At 39.4% G+C, this 19,979-nt stretch carries 18 protein-coding genes and 1 rRNA gene; 12 read left to right on the forward strand and 7 right to left on the reverse strand.

Annotation, left to right across the window (positions count from 1 at the left end):
• Positions 1-112, reverse strand: a 16S ribosomal RNA gene (locus H6G77_RS20790); the annotation flags it as partial.
• A 303-nt stretch (positions 113-415) separates the two neighbouring features.
• Between H6G77_RS20790 and nadC the strand changes: the two genes are divergently transcribed.
• From nadC to H6G77_RS20815, 5 genes are all read left to right on the forward strand, one after another.
• Positions 416-1,282 carry a carboxylating nicotinate-nucleotide diphosphorylase gene (gene nadC / locus H6G77_RS20795; protein WP_190872618.1) on the forward strand — a complete coding sequence of 289 codons (867 nt, stop codon included), beginning with the start codon at positions 416-418 and terminating at the stop codon, positions 1,280-1,282.
• A 345-nt stretch (positions 1,283-1,627) separates the two neighbouring features.
• Positions 1,628-2,176 carry a peroxiredoxin gene (locus tag H6G77_RS20800; protein ID WP_190592576.1) on the forward strand — a complete coding sequence of 183 codons (549 nt, stop codon included), beginning with the start codon at positions 1,628-1,630 and terminating at the stop codon, positions 2,174-2,176.
• Between the two features lie 94 nt (positions 2,177-2,270).
• Positions 2,271-3,623, forward strand: a complete 1,353-nt coding sequence (gene gor, locus H6G77_RS20805) for a glutathione-disulfide reductase (RefSeq protein ID WP_190592575.1) — start codon at positions 2,271-2,273, stop codon at positions 3,621-3,623.
• A gap of 109 nt (positions 3,624-3,732) precedes the next feature.
• On the forward strand, positions 3,733-4,368 hold the full coding sequence (locus tag H6G77_RS20810; protein ID WP_190872619.1) for a Uma2 family endonuclease: 636 nt from the start codon (positions 3,733-3,735) through the stop codon (positions 4,366-4,368).
• A 58-nt stretch (positions 4,369-4,426) separates the two neighbouring features.
• Positions 4,427-4,807, forward strand: coding sequence for a hypothetical protein (locus H6G77_RS20815; protein WP_190671537.1), 381 nt, complete (start codon positions 4,427-4,429; stop codon positions 4,805-4,807).
• A gap of 174 nt (positions 4,808-4,981) precedes the next feature.
• On the opposite strand, the gene H6G77_RS20820 is transcribed toward H6G77_RS20815, so the two are convergent.
• Entirely contained in the window at positions 4,982-8,944 is a 3,963-nt protein-coding gene (locus tag H6G77_RS20820; RefSeq protein ID WP_190872620.1) for a CHAT domain-containing protein, read from the reverse strand.
• Between the two features lie 64 nt (positions 8,945-9,008).
• Between H6G77_RS20820 and H6G77_RS35825 the strand changes: the two genes are divergently transcribed.
• The 5 genes from H6G77_RS35825 (at position 9,009) to H6G77_RS20840 (ending at position 11,174) form a co-directional block, all read left to right on the forward strand.
• Positions 9,009-9,341, forward strand: coding sequence for a hypothetical protein (locus H6G77_RS35825; protein WP_242049274.1), 333 nt, complete (start codon positions 9,009-9,011; stop codon positions 9,339-9,341).
• Complete coding sequence (locus H6G77_RS36645; RefSeq protein ID WP_396020682.1) at positions 9,323-9,409, forward strand: hypothetical protein; 87 nt, start codon at positions 9,323-9,325, stop codon at positions 9,407-9,409. Before H6G77_RS35825 ends, H6G77_RS36645 begins: the two co-directional genes overlap by 19 nt.
• The gene (locus H6G77_RS20830) at positions 9,397-9,732 is read left to right on the forward strand and encodes a XisI protein (RefSeq protein ID WP_190872621.1); all 336 of its coding nucleotides are present in this window, start codon (positions 9,397-9,399) and stop codon (positions 9,730-9,732) included. Before H6G77_RS36645 ends, H6G77_RS20830 begins: the two co-directional genes overlap by 13 nt.
• Positions 9,733-9,984: 252 nt before the next feature.
• Positions 9,985-10,218, forward strand: coding sequence for a hypothetical protein (locus H6G77_RS20835; RefSeq protein WP_190592572.1), 234 nt, complete (start codon positions 9,985-9,987; stop codon positions 10,216-10,218).
• Between the two features lie 110 nt (positions 10,219-10,328).
• Positions 10,329-11,174 carry a DUF4351 domain-containing protein gene (locus tag H6G77_RS20840; protein WP_190872622.1) on the forward strand — a complete coding sequence of 282 codons (846 nt, stop codon included), beginning with the start codon at positions 10,329-10,331 and terminating at the stop codon, positions 11,172-11,174.
• A gap of 89 nt (positions 11,175-11,263) precedes the next feature.
• On the opposite strand, the gene H6G77_RS20845 is transcribed toward H6G77_RS20840, so the two are convergent.
• A complete protein-coding gene (locus H6G77_RS20845) occupies positions 11,264-11,782 on the reverse strand; it encodes a GNAT family N-acetyltransferase (protein WP_190872623.1) in 519 nt (172 codons plus the stop codon).
• Between the two features lie 82 nt (positions 11,783-11,864).
• Here H6G77_RS20845 and H6G77_RS20850 point away from each other — a divergent pair, with 82 nt between their 5' ends.
• Complete coding sequence (locus H6G77_RS20850) at positions 11,865-13,745, forward strand: ABC transporter ATP-binding protein (protein ID WP_190592570.1); 1,881 nt, start codon at positions 11,865-11,867, stop codon at positions 13,743-13,745.
• 295 nt (positions 13,746-14,040) lie between these two features.
• On the opposite strand, the gene H6G77_RS20855 is transcribed toward H6G77_RS20850, so the two are convergent.
• The 3 genes from H6G77_RS20855 to H6G77_RS20865 all read right to left on the reverse strand — a co-directional run bounded on the left by H6G77_RS20855 (position 14,041) and on the right by H6G77_RS20865 (position 17,295).
• Positions 14,041-15,018 (reverse strand): sucrase ferredoxin, encoded by a 978-nt coding sequence (locus H6G77_RS20855; RefSeq protein WP_190592569.1) that lies wholly within the window; start codon positions 15,016-15,018, stop codon positions 14,041-14,043.
• A 646-nt stretch (positions 15,019-15,664) separates the two neighbouring features.
• Entirely contained in the window at positions 15,665-16,204 is a 540-nt protein-coding gene (locus tag H6G77_RS20860; RefSeq protein WP_190872624.1) for a hypothetical protein, read from the reverse strand.
• 488 nt (positions 16,205-16,692) lie between these two features.
• The gene (locus H6G77_RS20865) at positions 16,693-17,295 is read right to left on the reverse strand and encodes a DedA family protein (protein WP_190592567.1); all 603 of its coding nucleotides are present in this window, start codon (positions 17,293-17,295) and stop codon (positions 16,693-16,695) included.
• Between the two features lie 326 nt (positions 17,296-17,621).
• Between H6G77_RS20865 and H6G77_RS20870 the strand changes: the two genes are divergently transcribed.
• Positions 17,622-18,404, forward strand: coding sequence for an ABC transporter permease (locus H6G77_RS20870; protein WP_190872625.1), 783 nt, complete (start codon positions 17,622-17,624; stop codon positions 18,402-18,404).
• On the opposite strand, the gene H6G77_RS20875 is transcribed toward H6G77_RS20870, so the two are convergent.
• Entirely contained in the window at positions 18,401-19,840 is a 1,440-nt protein-coding gene (locus tag H6G77_RS20875; RefSeq protein WP_190872626.1) for a carotenoid oxygenase family protein, read from the reverse strand. The two genes, H6G77_RS20870 and H6G77_RS20875, sit on opposite strands and share 4 nt — an antisense overlap.
• Positions 19,841-19,979 lie beyond the last annotated feature (139 nt).

Below are 19,979 nucleotides of genomic sequence, written 5' to 3' on the forward strand. Positions count from 1 at the left end.
CTCACGCGTTACTCACCCGTCCGCCACTAAATCCCTAAAGATTCCGTTCGACTTGCATGTGTTAAGCATACCGCCAGCGTTCATCCTGAGCCAGGATCAAACTCTCCGTTTTGATTCCTTTCTTGGCTACTCTTTTTTAACCTTAGCCCGGTTATTTTATTTACTTGACGCAGGCTACTTGTGTTATTATTGCTTTCAAACTATAATCTTTTCATGGTTCGGTTCCCTTCGAGCGAGCTTCGCTTTGCAGCGCCCCCTCTCTCAGGCACTTATCCAATATAACTAACCTTCCCCTCACTGTCAACCTCTTCTCTAAAAGTTTTTCGGAATTTTTTTGTGATATTGCTAAAAAGCTTATGAGATATAGGTTTTAGGGTATAGTATTTCTGAAAGTGATTCGAGAAATAGTACAGTCGTGAATAAAGTTGGTGTTTTACCGCCTTGGCTAGTGTTAGATCCGCTATTGCGTGGCTGGTTGTTAGAAGATATTGGTCGGGGCGATCGCACCACCAATCCCCTCCTCAGTTCAAATTCGACCTTAAAAACAGCAAAATGGCTGGCGAAAGCACCAGGAATCATTGCGGGACTACCAGTAGCAGCAAGGGTATTTCAGCTTTTAAATGAAGAAACTAGCTTTACGACTATTGTGGCTGACGGTGAATTTTGTGAACCTGGACAAGTAATAGCTGAAATTTATGGGTCATTAGATGCACTACTGATGGGGGAACGGGTCGCACTAAACTTAGCGATGCGTTTGAGTGGGATTGCTACGTTAACTTATAAATATGTAGAGGAAATTGCAGATTTCCCAGTTCAGTTTGTAGATACACGCAAAACCACACCAGGGTTAAGAATCTTAGAAAAGTATGCAACTGCTGTGGGAGGTGCGATCAATCACCGTATGGGGTTGGATGATGCTGTGATGATTAAGGACAACCATATTGCTGCGGCTGGTGGGATTAAAGAAGCAATTACCCGGATTCGCTCTCAAATACCTTATCCGTTGACGATTGAAGTGGAAACTGAAACGATAGAGCAGGTAAAAGAAGCATTAGAGTATAAAGCCGACATTATTATGTTGGACAATATGGGTCTGGATATGGTGCGTGAAGCTGTGTCTCTGATTCGTCAACACAATAGTCTTGTAAAAATTGAAGCTTCGGGAAATGTCACTTTAGAGAGTATTGCTGATTTAGCGGCGACGGGTGTTGATTACATCTCTAGTAGTGCGCCGATTACTCAGTCAAAGTGGTTGGATTTGAGTATGAAGATAGTTGGATAACAGGACTTTTGCGAGTATTACCAGTAATAGTTGAGGTGTGATACTGCCATAAGTCCTTTTATGACAGCGTTTTTCGGTTGATTCCAGTACAAGTTGATAGAGGCTAGGGACTAGGGACTAGATGAATTTACCTCATTGGGGTGAAAACCTCTGGACGGCTTGTTTTGGTTTTTATTGTCTTGACTTAAGTTTCAAGCATCTGTATTGACTCACTGGAAAGTGTGCTTGGAAATTTATGATTTTTAAGTATTTATGACTATTGCATATTTCTTAAATCAGAATTATTCTGACTTACATGGCAGAATTTAATTAACCGCCCATACATAAACTGCTGAAGAGGTAAATATGGCTGTTATCGACAGAGTTCCTGACGTTTTATTTAAAACCCGTGTGCGTGACGAGTCTGTACCTGGGCCTAATCCTTACCGTTGGCAAGACCGCACTACTCAAGATATTTTTGGTGGCAAGCGTGTTGTAGTCTTCTCTTTACCAGGAGCTTTTACTCCTACTTGTTCTACTTCCCATTTGCCACGCTATGAAGAACTATATGATGAATTCAAAGCTTTAGGCGTTGATGAAATAATTTGTATTTCTGTAAATGATGCCTTTGTCATGTTCCAATGGGGTAAACAACAAGGCGCAAATAAAGTATTTTTACTTCCTGATGGTAATGGCGAGTTTACTCGCAAAATGGGTATGTTAGTAGATAAGTCTAACCTGGGCTTTGGGATGCGCTCTTGGCGTTACTCAATGGTGGTTGATGATGGCAAAATTGAAAAGATTTTCATTGAACCAGGGTTTTTAGATAACTGTCCTACCGATCCTTTTGAAGTTTCAGACGCAGATACAATGCTGGCTTACCTCAAGGAAGCAAAGACACCTGTAACTGCTTAAATACAATAATTTGTAGTTGATAATGCGTAATTCGTAATCGTTAATTTAATTGCGAGTTACGCATTACGCATTAGTAATTATTCATGGGGGAGACATGAGTTACGATTTTGATTTATTCGTAATTGGTGCAGGTTCTGGAGGAATTGCCACTGCTAGAAGGGCGGCAGAATATGGCGCTAAAGTGGGAATTGCCGAGTTTGATAGACTGGGTGGAACCTGCGTTAATCGTGGCTGTGTTCCTAAAAAATTGATGGTTTATGCTTCTCATTTTCCTGATGTATTTGCAGAATCTCAAGGGTATGGTTGGAGTCCTGTTGAGAGTAATTTAGATTGGGAAAAGATGATTACGGTGGTGAACAATGAAGTAACCCGCCTGAATGGAATTTACCAAAGAATGTTGGATAATTCCAAAGTTGAGGTGTTGCAAGGATATGGTAAATTTGTTGACCCTCACACTATTATTGTTGGGGAACGCCAAGTCACCGCAGATAAAGTACTAATTGCTGTTGGTGGAAAACCTGTCAGACCAAATATTTTGGGAATTGAACATGCGATTACTTCTGATGATATTTTTCACCTCAAAGAACAACCCAAGCGCATCGTAATTTTAGGTGGAGGTTATATTGGTTGCGAATTTGCCTGTATTTTAAAGGGATTAGGTAGTGAAGTTACACAGGTGATTCGTGGAGATAAGATTTTGCGTGGTTTTGATGAAGATATCCGCAGTGAAATTCAGCAGTCGATGATTAACCACGGTATTCGGATTCTGAATAATATTGAACTAATTGCTATTGATAAAAGTGCAGAAGGTGTAAAGGTTACAGTCAAAGGTAGTGGAGATAGTGAGGAAACAGTAGTTGCTGATGCTGTGAGTTTAGCGGCTGTTGGTCGTAAACCCAATACCCAACATCTTGGTTTAGAAAATACCACAGTTCAGCATCGAGATGGGGCAATTTTGGTAGATGAGTACAGTCGCACCCATGAAGAAAATATCTATGCAGTGGGAGATTGTACAAATAAAATTAATTTGACTCCTGTTGCGATTAATGAAGGTCGAGCGTTGGCAGATACGGTGTTTGGTGGTAAATCTCGAATCATGAGTTATGCTAACGTGCCGACAGCTATTTTCACGACACCGGAAGCTGCAACTGTTGGTTTAACGGAAGCGGAAGCAAGAGAAAAATACGGGGATGCGGTGAAAATTTATAAATCGCGCTTTCGCCCAATGTATTACACTCTGACAGGTAAAGATGAAAAAACCTTGATGAAGCTGATCGTTGATCAGAATACTGATAAGGTCGTAGGGGCGCACATGGTGGGGAATAGTGCGGCTGAGATTATTCAAGGAGTAGCGATCGCTGTTAAGATGGGTGCTACCAAAGCTGATTTTGATGCAACTGTCGGTATTCATCCAACTTCGGCTGAAGAATTCGTGACTATGCGTTAAAAATCTCTGAGGTTGAGCAAGTGTTTGGCTGTAATAGCTATCAAGCTTGCTCAACCCAGTGTGATTTTGGGCAAGTTAAGGGTCAAGTACTATTTGGAGGCGTTAACTGATGACCCAAACCCAAGCTGAACCAAAGTTATACACCTTTGATGAGTTTATCGAATGGTATCCCGAAAAATCAGAAGTTCGTTACGAATTGTATGATGGGGTGATTGTCGAAATGCCTAAACCTACGGGCGAACATTCTGATTTAGCTGGTTTTTTGATTGAAGAATTACTCATCACAATTAGAGAGATGGGTAAGCGTAGCATTTGGACTATTCCTAAAGAATCTATTATTAAGCCGCACCGCGACAAGTCTGGATATGAACCGGACATTATTGTGTTAAATCAAGAAACTATCGATACTGAGACACGCTGGAAAAAAGAATCTGTTATTCAAAATGCGACTTCGGTAAAACTAATAGTTGAAGTAGTTTCAACCAATTGGCAGGATGATTACTACGATAAACTTCGTGACTATGAAGGTATGGGTATCCCAGAATATTGGATTGTCGATTATGCTGCACTGGGCGGGCGCAAATTTATTGGTAATCCCAAACAACCTACCATTTTTGTGTGCGAGTTAATTGACGGAGAATATCAGATGACTCCGTTTAGAGGAACAAACCGTATTATATCGCCGACTTTCCCGGAGTTGAAATTAACAGCGCAGGAGGTTTTTGACTCGGTATCTTCAGATTAGGCATTCAATGTATAATTGCTGAGTATTTCGTGTCTTTATTTATTGTTCAAACTATTAAATGATTACCCTTACACCAGAGGAAATTGCTCAGTTTCGCAGTCAGTTGGTAGATAGTCCAGAGGCTTTAGCCGCTTTGGATGCAATAGAAGATTGTAAGGGAAATTTGGAAGCAGCTACACAGTTAATTGCTGTTGAGACAACGGATGCAGAAGTTAGCTTGAGAGGGGATTTTAATTTTTTAGAAAAATTAGCCGAAAAACTCAGCAATATTATTTGTCAAGAAGAATTTGACGAATTAATGACGGGAGTCTTGACTGCGGCGATCGCCACCCTTGCAGCAAGTGGTAATATTCCTATAGCCTTGGCAACTCCGGTAGTCATTTATGTTGCCAAAATTGGGAAAAAGCAGTTTTGTGAAACTGTCAAACCTGAACCTTAAATTCAGTTATCAGTTGATTCTGTTAAGGTATCTACGGGTTAATAGGGTTGCAACCAGACGGGTTTCGACACTTCGACAAGCTCAGTGCATCGCTTCGCTCAACCCTCAAGGGTCGAGAGTTGAGTGAAGTCGAAACTCGGTTTACACAAGTCCCTAACAGTTTACTGTTCACTGTTAAAGCCCTGTAGCTGTAAATCCTGCCCAGTAAAATGGTGCTGCAAAAGGATGGGGTTTACGCCTGCACATTCTTCTTAATATTGCTCTTGCAACTAAACGCTTTTCTTCTGGGAGTTGAGCAAAAATTTCTTCAATTTGTGAATCGTATTTAACCAATAGTGCTTCAAATTCCTCCGTTGTTAAATTTCTCAACCATTGCTGTGCTTGATTGAGTGCAAGGGAGACACTATTTAGGGTTTGCAGATTTTCATAAAATTTCATCATCAAAAATGCTGTAGATAAATCGCTAACAGTCCATAAACTACTGACTACAGCTTTACTACCTGCTAACAGAAAACCACTAGGTAAACCAATATATTCGTCGCTGGTATTTTCAAAATCAATCAATCCAGTTTCGCAAGCGGAAAGGGTGACGAGGCGACATTTTTCTAATTTGAGACTGAAGATTTTATCTAGGGTAAGACATTTGTCTAAATCATGGGTTTCTCCTGCTCGTACATTTAGATAACGTTCGGAGTCAGGTTTTATTGGGGTGTCTGCGGCGGGTGAATCTGCCAAAATTAATGCTGATTTACTGGCATTTGTTAAATTAAAATAGCCGTGGCAGCTAAAGTGGGCGCAGTGATAAGTATTTAAGTCAGAATTATTAATTGCGGTGAGTGTTGCTGCTGTTTTTTTCAGGACGTTGGCAGTATGAAAGTAGCTTTGAATAACTTGTACTTCTAAGTCGGTGTAGTTTAAATCTTCTGTGGGGTTTTGGATGGCAAATAGGTTTTTAAAATCTGGGCGATCGCGCATTTGTAATTGTTGCAAGATTTGTAAGCTGGGAGCATAGCTTACACCATCGGGGAATCTTTCGTATAATAGTTCACCGTCATTTAGGGGGAGTGTGTGGAGGGGAAATAAATGTAGCAAAAGATGAGGAATAAGGACAAGATGGGTGCAATTTTTGGGTATTAGCTTGGTAATTTCTTCTAATTGTAGGATTTTTGCAAGGTTATTGAGGCGAAAGGTAAGACTATTTATCCACTCTATTTTAGTTTCGTAATATGCATTGAAATACTCACCTATCCAATTAGCCACGTACTTTATCTCACCTAGTTTAGATATGCCCAGGCATTGGATACTATTACGAGTAATAATAAAAGTTTCAAAACCTGCACGGGTAACGTACCACTCTATAATCGTAGTCTTTTCATCTAAAGTCGCTTGGAATTTGTCTAACTTAAAGCCATAAGCAACTGGTAAATATCTGTCTTGCAATTCATTGCGCTGCTGTCTTAGTTTTTGTAGATGCTCGGCTAAAAGTTTATGATTTTCATCTGTGGCATTTTGGATTCTATCTTGTCCTCTAGTGATTTTGTCTCGTAGCTGTTCTAATTGCGCGAACACATCTGATGGGAAAATGGTTTTAGAGTCACGTTTGAGGATAAGTTCAACTAAGTTACGGGTTTTGCTGCGTTCGGCGTATTCTATTGCTTTGGTGAAATCGCCCAATTCAAGGTAAGCTTGTACTATGCGAATGTAAGAGGTAGTCCATTCTTCTGCTAATTTCTGTTTAGTCGTATCTCCAGAAATTATCTGTTCCCTTAAAAATTCTGCACCGTTAATCGCTGCTTCGTAAGCTGTGATTGCAAATTGAGTATTTTCTACTTTGTCTCCTTGTATTCTGTTAAGGTAAGTATTTCCCAATTGTTTTTGCATTTGTGCCCATTCTTCGGGAAAAGTTTCATGAGTATAAACTTCTAAAGCAGCTTGGTATGCAGCAATACCTTGCTCAATATTATTGGCTTTGTCTCCCAGTATTCTTTTAAGGTAAGCATTTCCCAACCGCTCTTGCATTTGTGCCCATTCTTGGGGAAAAGCTTCGCGAGTATAAACTTCTAAAGCAGCTTGGTATGCAGCAATACCTGACTCAATATTATTGGCTTTGTCTCCCAGTATTCTGTTAGTGTAAGCAACTCCCAAATTACCTTGACTCCGTGCCCAATATTGGGGAAAAGCTTTGCGAGTATAAACTTCTAAAGAAGCTTGAAGAGCAGCAATGCTTTGTTCAAGGTTGTTGGTTTCGTCTCCTAGTATTCTCTTAATGTAGGCAATTCCCAAATTATTTTGTGCTAGTGCCCATTCTTGGGGAAAAACTTCACGAGTATAAACACTTAAAGCGGCTTGGAATGCAGCAATGCTTCGCTCTATGTTGTCGTCCTGATTCCCTAGTTTCCTCTCAAGATAAGCAAGTCCCAAGTTATTTTGCGTCCATGCCCAACGTTCAGGAAAAGCTTCAGGAGTGTAAATATTTAGAGCCGCTTGGTATGCAGCGATGTTTCGCTCTATGTTGCTTGCTCTATCGCCTACTATTCTCTCACGATAAGCAGCTCCCAAATTATTTTGTATCATCGCCCAACTTTCAGGAAAAGCTTCACGAGTATGAATATTTAGAGCTGCTTGGTATGCAGCGATGCTTTGTTCGATATTATTGGCTTTGTCTCCAAGTATTCTTTCACGATAAGCATTTCCCAAAATATTTTGTGTATCTGCCCATGCTTGGGGAAAAGCTTCGCGAGTATAAAATTCTAAAACAGCTTGGCACGCAGCAATACTTTGCTCGATATTATTGGCTTTGTCTCCAAGTATTCTTTCATGATAAGCAGATCCCAATCCAATTTGGATTAGTGCCCACTCTTGGGGAAAAGTTTTACGAGTATAAATATTTAGAGCTGCTTGGTATGCAGTGATGCTTTGTTCGATGTTATTGGCTTTATCTCCAAGTATTCTTTTACGATAAGCAGTTCCTAAACTAACTTGCGTCTTTACCCATTCATAGGGAAAAGCTTCACGAGTGTAAATACTTAAAGCTGCTTGATAAGCAGTGATGCTTTGTTCAATGTTATTTGCTTTGTCTCCACTTACTCTCTCGCGGTAAGCATTTCCCAAATTCATTTGTGTCATTGCCCATTCATAGGGAAAAGCTTCATGAGTTAAAATACTTAAAGCTGCTTGATAAGCATTGACGCTTTGCTCAATGTTTTTGGCTTTGTCTCCACGTATTCTATCAAAGTAAGCAATTCCCAAGCCATTTTGTGTCGTTGCCCAATCTCTAGGAAAAGCTTCGCGAGTATAAACTTTTAAAGCAGCTTGGAATGCAGCGATACTTTGTTCAATGTTATTTGTTTTGTCTCCATGTATTCTCTCACCATAAGCATGTCCTAAATTATTTTGCGTTAGCGCCCATTCATAGGGAAAAGCCTCACGAGTCAAAAAAGTTAAAGCTGCTTGGCTGCAAGCAACACTTTGTTCGATGTTATTTGCTTTGTCGCCTACTATTCTCTCACGGTAAGCATTTCCCAAATTATTTTGCGCTAGTGCCCAATATTCAGGAAAAGCTTCGTGGGTAAATACAGTTAATGCTATTTCATAGCCAGCGATAGCAATTTCGATGTTGCAAGCTTTATTACCCAAGGGGAACTGCGCTATTAGATCGCTAAATACACAAATAGATATTGCTAGTAGATATTTTTCCTCGTCTGTTGCCACTTCTGTAATTCTATTTGTTCTCCACTGGTGCAATCTTTCTGCCAACACCTCATCGAGTTTATCTATATTATTTATAAGCAAGGGGTAAACTACCTGGGGATTACCTTCACTTTCCACAATTGCTTGTATTACCTGCATCAAGAATTGGAAATATACCTGTATTTCCTCTTCACTAAGAGATTGCGAATCTACTTTAGTATTTATATTCAACGCTTCTCTAAGTTGCATTGCCAAACTTTGCAACCTATTTGCTGTCTTCTCATCTCCATGTTGGGAACACATCTGTGCTACTTCTTCTACTGTCTGCACAAAGCCAGCATCAAGTAATTCTTGGTTTGCTGCTAAAATCTCTGGTTCTTCACCACTGGAGGAATCTAACAGGCTGCGAATGAGGTTGAGATAGGCTTGCTGACGCTGTTCGTTCATAATCAGTTATCAGTTAACAGTTATCAGTTATTAGTTAACGGGAAGAGAATCTCAGAAACTCAACATGAGAATGATTCAACGCCAACGCCTGCGATTCCTGAAAAGAATTAATGCAAAACGATACATTGCCAATGCAAAACTATACATTGCTAATGCAAGGCGATACATTGTGAATGCAAGACGATACATTGCCAATGCAAAGCGATACATTATTAATGTAGCCAATTACATTTTAGGTGTAGCGATCGCAATTAACAATCGCAACTGTAACAAAGCGATCGCTGCGGCTGGTTATGACTACGCATTTATTGTTTTGGCGATCGCATTTTATATCTTGCCATACCCCAGCGAACTTACATTGAAATTTTTACCGAAACCATCGGCAAAATTTTATTAAAAAAGAACCGTCTACGTTTAGTTGTATTTGACACAAAGCAAGAGGTAATTGTGCAATGGATACCTTAGAAAAATATCAAAAAATCATTGACAAGATTCTGAGTGAGTATATAAAAATACCTTACGCTAATCGTCAATTAGAAATAAAGCTGATCATTGATCGCACAGCTACCAATTACATAGTCATGACTTTGGGATGGGAGGGAGAAGAAAGAGTTCATGGTTGTATTATCCATATTGAAATTATTGATGGAAAAATTTGGATTCAGCGTGACGGTACTGAATATGGCATTGCCAATGAACTCGTAGCCGCAGGAATTCCCAAAGATAAAATTGTTTTAGCTTTTTATCCACAGGATGTTAGACACTATACTGATTTTGCGATCGCTTGATTTCCCCAAATGCGATCGCTCATCTTTATTTTACGTACCATAAATAACAAAATATTATACATAGTATAAATTCTAGGAAAATCCTCTAATTGTCTTAATTAGCAGGAAAAATTTGTTGTCAATATTTTTGTTTTGGTGATTGACAAGTATAAAATTATACCTTAATATAAAGATATGAGAAAGGCGATCGCCCTCCGGGAAGAGTCCGCAATCGCCTTTCTTTCAACACCTAAATAGGAGTCGATTACTATCATGGCACAAGAGAGAGAAAACCCCGAAAATCAACAACCTATTGCACCGCAGTCATTTTCTAAAAGAGAACGAATTAAACATTTGTTGATTGGTTCGCCCAAAGCTGTCACCAGCACAATACACTACTTACAGGCGATTGGTTATGCAAATGTCGGAGATTGGAGTCCATTATTACCCGCAGAAGACTCTGATGAAGTGATGAGTATTTTAATTCGGCAAATTTTTACTGCATAACTCGAAATTACAACCCCGCTTGTTGAGTCGGGGTTGTGTTCTAATGACTGAGAGTATCAAGCGATCGCTATGGTAAATTGTGGAAGCGATCGCTTTAGTACAATATCACCTTGAGTTACGATAACACCTGCAAATACCTAGCCGAAACTTATCCTGCCGAGTTTGCCAAATGGTTACTTGCATCTGACACTACAGATAATATTCAAGTACTCAAAACCGAACTTACCCTGGAACCAATTCGTGCTGATTCGGTGACATTCATACAAATCGCCAATCAAATCTTACACATCGAGTTCCAAACTACACCCCAATCAATACCACCACTTGATTTTAGAATGCTAGATTATTACATCAGATTAAAACGTCAATACTTCTGGTGTGAAATTCATCAAGTGTTAATCTTCTTGCAACCAACATCTTCAGAAATTGTGTATAACACTCAATACACAGACAGCAACACCATACACAAATATCGAGTGATTCGCTTATGGGAAGAAGAACCCACACAACTGTTAGCCAACCCTGCACTGTTACCACTAGCGACATTAGCTAAAAGCAACTCACCCCAAGCATTATTAGAGCAAGTGGCGGCAGCTGTCGATATGATTGAAGAAACAGATGAGCGACAAAATATCTCAGCTTGTGTTCAAATGATAGCTGGTTTGCGGTTTGAGAAAAACTTAATTACACAAATTTTCAGGGAGGAGATTATGCAAGAGTCTGTAATTTACCAAGATATTTTGCAAAAGGGAGAAGAACGTGGAAAGAAAAAAGAAGCGTTACAACTTATCTTACGTCAGTTAACACGTCGCTTTGATGCAGTTAATCCACGGATAGAAGAGCAAATTCAGGCTTTATCTATTACTCAATTGGAAGATTTAGCAGAGGCGTTATTAGATTTTGCTAGTCAAAATGATTTAGAGAATTACTTAGTAAACCTCTCTCAATCTAGTTGATAAAATCAAGCGATCTCTATGGTAAATTGTGGAGGTGATCGCAAGCATTTTTGATTTTGTGCTGTTGAGTAGCGATCGCAATTAAATGTTTAGCTAAATTGTCTCAATTGCCACGCTTCTTGGTTGAGTGCATAGTAAACCACATCTACATTGTAGAAACGGGCGTTTTTTTCGTATTTCATGCCAACTTTTTGAATGACACGCACTGAGGCGATGTTGTCTGGATGAGCGATCGCTACTATACGATTTAATCTAGCTTCTGCAAACCCATATTTTATTGTTGCGGTGGCGGCTTCCGTGCAAATTCCCATATTCCAGTAAGATTTATCAAACACGTAACCCAGTTCAACTTCTGAGGTATTGTCCAAAAAACCTAGCCCGCAACGCCCAATCAGTTTACCGTTATCTTTGTAAACTACTGCCCACATACCAAAATTATGTTGTTGCCAATGCTGGATATGTTTGTGTAAGCTGGCTTGTGTTTGCTCCTTATTTCTTGGGGAGAGGTATTTCATGACTTCTGTATCACTGTATATACGGAACAGATCATCAAAGTCATCTGTGACGAAGTGTCTTAACCGCAGCCTGGGAGTTTCTATCTCTGACATATCATTAAACCGCAGGTGTGGGTGCTACATTAAATAAGCGTGTTTTCCCAGTGCAAAATCCAATTAATTTCATGCTCCCATTATGAGCATCTACCAACCCCGAAAAAAATCTTACAGAAGAGAGCGATCGCATAGCAATGACTGGCGATTATTTTTACGTTTAGTTCCCTATGCCCGCCGTCATCTTAGATTGCTGACTTTGGCAATAATCTTGCTTGTGCCGATCGCCTTAGCAAGTGCCATACAACCATTGTTGATTGGGCAAGCTATTTCTCTGATTCGCAATGAGCCAAGTACTTATGAGTTTCTCAGGAATCTGCCGTTATGGCAAGGCATCAATATTCTGGAAGGCTTTATATTGGTTGCCATTGTCACCCGATTATTTTTCACCAGTATTCAAGGCTATCTACTCCAGAAATTAGGACAAAATATCACAGCCGCCATTCGACAGGACTTGTTTAAGCATGTCACATCTTTGGCAGTCCGCTTTTTTGACCGTACACCAGTTGGCAAATTAATTACCAGACTCACCAGTGATGTAGAAATTTTGGGAGATGTATTTTCTACTGGAGCAATTGGCATAGTCTCCGATATATTTTCGATGGTGGTGATTATTGGGATTATGTTGTCTATTCAGTGGCAACTTGCTTGTTTGCTGCTGTTAATCTTGTTACCTGTTACCTGGTTAATTATTTACTTTCAGCAACAGTACCGCAAAGCCAATTACAAAGCGCGGGATGAACTATCGTTGTTAAATTCCCAGCTACAAGAAAATATTGTTGGGATTAATGTAGTGCAGTTGTTTCGGCGAGAAAAAATTAACGCAGAGTTGTTTCGTACTGTTAACAACCGCTACGTTGACCAAATGGATCAAACCATATTTTATGATTCAGCCGTTTCAGCTACCTTGGAATGGATTGGCTTAGTTGCGATCGCTGGTGTATTGTGGATGGGTGGTTGGTTACTTTTAGAACAAAGCTTGACATTTGGTGTCTTGTCTGCTTTTATTCTGTATGCCCAGAGATTATTTGACCCATTGCGAGATTTTGCAGAGAAATTTACCGTTATTCAAGCTGGCTTTACGGCGATTGAACGAATTAACGATATTTTAGATGAACCGATAGAAATCCGCGATCTTAATAATCAACGCTTCTCAGTTTTTGATCATAGCTTCGGTTACATAGACGAAATCATTGCTGAAATGGAAGCACAAACCTTCAATTCAGCCCCAGAATTAGGAGAAATTCGCTTTGAGCATGTCTGGTTTGCTTACAAAGACGATGATTTTGTCATCAAAGACTTAGACTTTGTAATTCGTCCCGGTGAAAAAATCGCCTTAGTCGGCCCCACAGGCGCAGGTAAAAGTTCCATTATTCGCCTGTTGTGTCGCCTTTATGAACCCACCCAAGGACGAATTTTAATTGATGGAGTAGATATTCGAGAAGTTCCCCAGGCAGACTTACGCCGCTATATGGCCGTAATTTTACAAGAAGGCTTTTTATTTGCTGGCGATGTCAAAAGTAACATCACTCTCGGAGACAGATACACATTCGAGGAAATTGAATTAGCTGCACAAAATACCAACATTGCTCAGTTTATTGAAGAATTACCCCAAGGTTACAATACTCAATTGCGAGAACGCGGCACAAATCTTTCTAGCGGACAGAAACAACTATTAGCCTTCGCCCGTGCTGCTATTCGTAGCCCCCAAATTCTTGTATTAGACGAAGCAACCGCTAGTTTAGATGTGAATACAGAAGCATTAATTCAGCAGTCGCTCAATCAACTTTTAGTCAGACGTACTGCAATTATTATTGCTCACCGCCTATCTACAATCCGCAACGTAGACCGCATCTTTGTTCTCAAGCGGGGTGAATTAATTGAACAAGGTAGCCACGAAGAACTGTTAGAACAAGGAGGGATGTATGCAACCTTACACAACTTACAGATGTTAGGAATTTAATCTCATGATTCTATAGAGTGGAAATATAAACTTCTACACTATATATATGAGAAATAGGTGAACAAGACACATTTCGACTTCTCCCCAAGGGAGAAGCTACGCGAACGCTCAATGCTCAATAAGATGACTAGAAGAAAGTTGAGCGAAGCGATACACTGAGCTTGCCAAAGTGTGGATACTTCGACTGCGCTCAGTATCCACACTTCGGTAATCTGATTTCTACTTATTTCTTTGATTATTAACTCAATTTTTATCAATAAACATAATTATTGGTAGATGAGTAACCCTGGAATTCTTATTGAGCAAAACTAACCACCTTTGTAGAGGATAGCCAGACATTAGCTATAGCATATTTAACTAATACTGACTCTTTTTGAGAATTACAAGCACTTCTGAGTTTAATAGATTTATGACTATCCTGAATGAGTTGAGCTTGATAGGTATAGAGAGAACCATCAGGACTTTCGCAACTGATTTCACCAAGAAATGTCTGATTATCTAAACTTTGTTCCAGGATTTTGCCGGAGACTTTGTAATTAAACCAATCCCAGCCATGATGTAAGATTAATTCTCGTTCTAAAACCTGTAACTGAGTTGGTAAAATTCCCCACCCGCGATAAACTTTTTCCAAACAGTGAATGTCGCCAGTACGGGTTAATATTGCTTGGAATGTTTCTTGGTCAAGAACACCATAATATCTGCCTTCTGGTAAGTCGATGGCTGTTGGTGCAAAACGGTGTCCGCCAAAATGACTAGATTTCCACAAGCGCACATTATCTAATTGCAAATCAGCTACAGTATGAGCAGCGTGGAAGTAAAAAGGATTGCCATATCTAGCACAGCATTTATCATGACTACCATGAGTACACACTAAAATATCTCTTGTTGCGTCTGTATATACTTGATAATCAGTAGTGCTATGTGCTAACCATTTTTTGACAACACCTGCGACTAACTCAATATTTGGTAAGTGAAATTCATACTTACAGTATCCATGACTTAAACCCTGCTTTTTTTGATAAATTAACAGTGTTGTTTCGTCTGCTTTATGGGATACATCATTAGCAATTAACAGAAATCTAATTGGTAGTTTTGCACGGGTAATTTCTTCTACCAAAAGTTGTAAGTTTTTAGGAACCCAACGAGAATTAAAAGCTTCTGTAGTCCAAGGTGGTGGACACTCAACTAAAATATATGTTTCGTAATTGGTAGCACTACCAATTAATTCTTCACCTACTTGTCGCGCATAGTCAGAACAAAAAAAGGTATTCATCGAACTTATCTCGTTTGTTGGCTTTACAGATAATGAAGGCGTAAACAAAATTGTGTTGATGACTACAATTTATTCATCTCCACAAGATAAACAAAAATAATCTGCATTTACGGCTTAAAAGCAAACTGCCACTTTATAACATTCTTTCTCAACAAAAACTGTCTAGTTAATAAAATCTCTACAATATTGTCAGCTAAATTCCAAAAAGTTATTGCTGTACTTTTCAGGAAAAAGTTTAAATTTTTGATTAAATTATGACTGTGGCGAGTGTACAAGAGTAGCATCTTGTCTTTAGATAGCGATTCTTTCCGTATTTTGTACAGTTCCCGGAAGTCGCTCACTTGTAAAGTTCTAATTTTAAGTATCATATTGCAAATTTTTCTCAATAAATGATTAAAAAAAGAGTTTAAAAAAATTCCTAAATGTAAGATAAGATACTGTTTGTAGATAAAACTAGAGTTTTATCTACATAATTGAACTTTAGAGAATCTATCTTGACTGTAAATGAGGCTGTTAAAGAATGCAAGTTTTTGAGATTGTTTGTTGCATTTTGCTGTATTTATCAGTTTACGACAGCAAGCATAACTCCAACACTCAGAGTTTCTAGCCTGATCATAAATATTTTCAATCTAGTTGATACTATTTATCAATTATCACTAATTACAGGCGCTGAATTAACTTCCCAGCGAAATAGCCGAGGAAGTTGGACTACATCTATGGCGTAATTGACAATCCATAGCACCAGTTCCAAAATCAGTAAATATCGCACCCAAAGTAGTTCTGTCTGAGAACCCAACAGCGTCAAACCTTCGTAAAGTTGCCAAAAACGATAGGGGAGGTAGATATAGGGAACCATTACCCAGACAACATGTTGTAGTTTTCTCAGGGTGAAGGTTTCAAAAAAAATTTGCCAAACCAAGATAATAAAGTACCAGTCCAGTACAGCTAACACGATGCCCTGTTTCCACCATACTCCCCACAGGAGCATAATTAGTAGTGGTAGTAGTACACCGAGTATTTGCATCGTTAAAAACCACCACTTATACCACCAAGGAAAAGGTAAAGGTACAGTATATGGCTTGGCGTTTTTCCAGCCCCAACTAATTACCCCAATCAAAAATGTGGAAACTGTAAAAAACAGCAGGTTTTCCCGTAAGAGATAGAGATTGATGTTCCAAGCATTCATAAATTTATTTTTATTCTCAGGCGTTGAGAGTTCATTCTCCTGAAGACAGAAATTACAGCACTTTTGAAGTAAGTGAGGTACAGCATGAGTAATAATACCAATTCGCAATTAGCAATTCGCAATTAAGAAATCTAGCTCCAGTAAGACTTTCTTTATTTCTATCTGTTGCATTCTTTTCTTAAATTGGTATAAGAATAGTAGGTTGGGTGTAGCGATAGCGTAACCCAACAAAGTATGCGTGAATGTTGGGTTCCGTTCCTCCACTCAACCTACACCAGTCTAAGTTGTTGCCTTAACTGAACTGTATTGGTATACAAGACTCATATTTAATTTGTGAAATACACGTAGGATATGTTGGCGACAGCGTAACACACATCTAATAGAAAAGCTTTTGGTGCGTTACAGCTTGCGCCTAACACACCTTACATATACTCAGACAGAAATTCTAGTTGACGTTTAAGCGATCGCAATACCAATAATCCAATTTACTAGTTTTTAGCTCGGTTTTCTTGAACTAGATGCACAATCGAAGGGACTAAAGAAATCACAATAATCATTCCAATAATCGGCAACAAATATTTATCTACTTGTTCAGCAGGTAAAGTTTTTCCTAAGAAAAAGCCTAATAAAGTCATCCCCACAGTCCAAAAAAAGCCACCGATGAGGTTATAAAACATAAAAGTTTGATACTGCATAGCACCCAAGCCAGCAACAATTGGGGCAAAAGTCCGCACTATCGGAACAAACCTAGCTAAAACAATAGTTTTTTTGCCATGTTTTTGATAGAATTTCTGCGTTTTAACGACGTGTTTTTTATGAAAAAATAAAGAATCTTCTTTCTGAAATAATTTTCTGCCAAATCTATGCCCCGTAGTGTAACCAATGTTGTCGCCTAAAACTGCACAAATAAATGCACCAATAATTAAAACCCAAATATTCAGTAAATGCTGAGAAGCCACAAATCCGGCTGTAAATAATAAACTATCGCCTGGAAGAAAAAAACCAATAAGTAATCCTGATTCAGCAAAAATTATTGCCCAGACTCCAAAGTAGCCGATAGATTTAATTAATTCTGGTAAATCAAAGTGCATAAAACCTCACGTTTTCAAGAATAAGCAATTATATATAGGAATCCGATTTGATTTCTGAATCTAGTTGTGTAGGCAGGGAGTAGGGAATGGGGAGTAGGGAGTAGAAAAGAAGCTTGACCTGGGTGTACTGATTTTTTTCATAAATCAAATATGAGTCCTATATATAGCAGTTTTAGTTGATGTGTGAATAACAGAGACAAGGGAGATAGATGTTTATACATCCTTTAGGATTGCTATATTGTCATTAAGTAAAATTATTATGTGATTCAGATTATAAAGGTTGTGTCAGTTGCTAAATTAATTGTGTAATGAGATGTTAGACGAAGATGAGTAGATATTGGAAATTAATCCGGCTATTTTGGACTACCTCCTTAGCGGCAGAGATGGAGTATCGACTTAACTTTGTAGTTGCTGCACTTACTAGTTTGGGTAATTTAGGCGGAAGTATTTTTAGCTTGTTTTTGTTTTATCGTACTGGCTATACTTTTGCGGGTTGGTCATGGGAAGCAGCTTTGATTGTGTTGGGAATTTTTACGATTCTACAAGGTTTTTCTGCGACATTTTTGGCTCCGAATTTAAATAAAATTGTGAGTCATGTGCAGGTAGGGACTTTAGATTTTGTACTCCTCAAACCGATTCGCAGTCAATTTTGGCTATCTACTCATACTCTTTCACCGTGGGGATTACCGGATCTAATTTTAGGTAGTTTGATTATTGGCTATGCAGGCCAGCGCCTGGGCTTGGGAATTGATAATTATCTCCTAAGTGCCGTACCTTTGTTATTTGGGATAGTAATTCTTTATAGCTTGTGGTTTATGCTGGGAGCTACTAGCATTTGGTTTGTGAAAATTTACAATGCCACGGAAGTGCTGCGGGGTTTGTTGGAGGCTGGTAGATATCCAATGGTGGCTTACCCCGCAGCTTACCGCTTTTTCTTTACCTTTGTAGTACCAGTGACTTTTTTAACCACTGTGCCAGCAGAAGCGATGCTGGGACGAGTGCAGTTTAGTTGGTTGATAGGTGCGCTGGTGTTAGCAATTGTTTTGTTTTGGCTGTCTACTAAGTGGTGGCGGTTTGCTTTGCGTTTTTATACGAGTGCTTCGAGTTAGGTTGATGATGCAGCTTTCCAAGTGCCGTGGAAACTGTGGGGAATAACGCTGGGTAAACTTAATTTACAGACTGGTTCTGCGTCTAGGCGATCGCTATCAAAGATCCAAACTTCGCTAGTATGAGAATTGCCATCATAGACAACAGTGAGTACCCAACTTTGTTGCGGGTTATGAATATCTTGCACAGCTAAGGGTTCTGAAGGATAACGATTTTCGCCCAGGTTGGTCTCGGTGAGGGTATGGGTATTGTGATCAAAACGGGCGATCGCATTTAATAATTCTTGACTAATATCTGTACCTTGACGAAATAAACTCATATAGGTGTAGCGCGAGTTCTGCCCAACATTTGGCGCTGGTACATTGGGAAACTCGCCAGTCCGGTCTAATAAAGTTTCAATTGTTGTCACCTTGCCAGTTTGGGGTTGCAGCACAACTCGCGTCAATGTGTTTTTGGCAGTTGTCTGAATTTTTCCAGTCACAACTTCTTGAAGATATTGATTAGTTTGAAAGTCATCATAGCGGGTAAAATCCACAATTACTGCGCCGCTAGAATCAACATAACCATTGGCAAAATGCCATTGATACCAAGGTTCAGTTTCTCCGTGACTGACTAAAGTTAAAGTTTCACGGTCAATGACTAAAATTTGTGTGCCTAAATTTGGTCGCCACTTGAGTGCATCACTATAACTGCTGGTTCCCAAAACGATAGGTAACAAATTCAACCGCACGGCTGGAATAAAAAACACCAGATATTGTCCTGCTAAAACAAAATCATGAATTAGCGGCAAACCTGTTAATGGAAACTGAGCTTTTTGAATAATTTTGCCAGTCCTATCACTTTTGTAAACATTCAGTGTGGCATTTAACCCCAGACTCACACCAAAATTAAAAATCTCCTGTGTTGAAAAATCAACCTTTGGGTGAGCAGAATAAAATAATCCCGGCTTTAAACCGCTTAAATCATCTAAACCTTGAGTTTCTAAGGTGGCTAAATCAAGTGCGTGGGGATGTCCACCTTCCCAAAGTGCTAAGAGTTTATCTGGTAAAGCCAATACAGAAGTATTCGCAGCATTTTTTACTGGTTTGCGCCATTGATGCCAAATTGCCCCCGGTGCAGTCATACCATAATTGCCGTAAAGCCATTTTCCGGCGGCGGTTTCGGCTTGATAACCCGCCGTTTGTACATAACGATAAACTCCTGTGGCTCCAGCAGCATTAAAATTAACTGCGAGAATTGCCCCATCGCCGTCAAACCAGTGTCCTACATGGATATTGCCCCGTTCTAAACGTCCTGGGCCATTGCGGTAGAGTGTGCCGCGTAAACCTTCTGGGATTTTGCCAGAGAGAATTGGTAATGGTGTGAGAGGAAATTCTGTTGCTGGTTGAGATATTGCCCCTGTCCAGGCTTTTTTAGTTGATTTCTGCTCAATAATCATTCTAAATTTTGATGTTGAAGTGAAATAAATAGGACTTACGCATAAAAACGAAAAATCAAGGGTTTTGGCGAGGGTGCAAGGGTACAGGGTATAGGGGTGTATATATCTAAAACCCTTACGCCACACCCTTACACCCAAT

Origin of the sequence: Aulosira sp. FACHB-615, assembly GCF_014698045.1 — a bacterium.
Taxonomy (GTDB): domain Bacteria; phylum Cyanobacteriota; class Cyanobacteriia; order Cyanobacteriales; family Nostocaceae; genus Nostoc_B.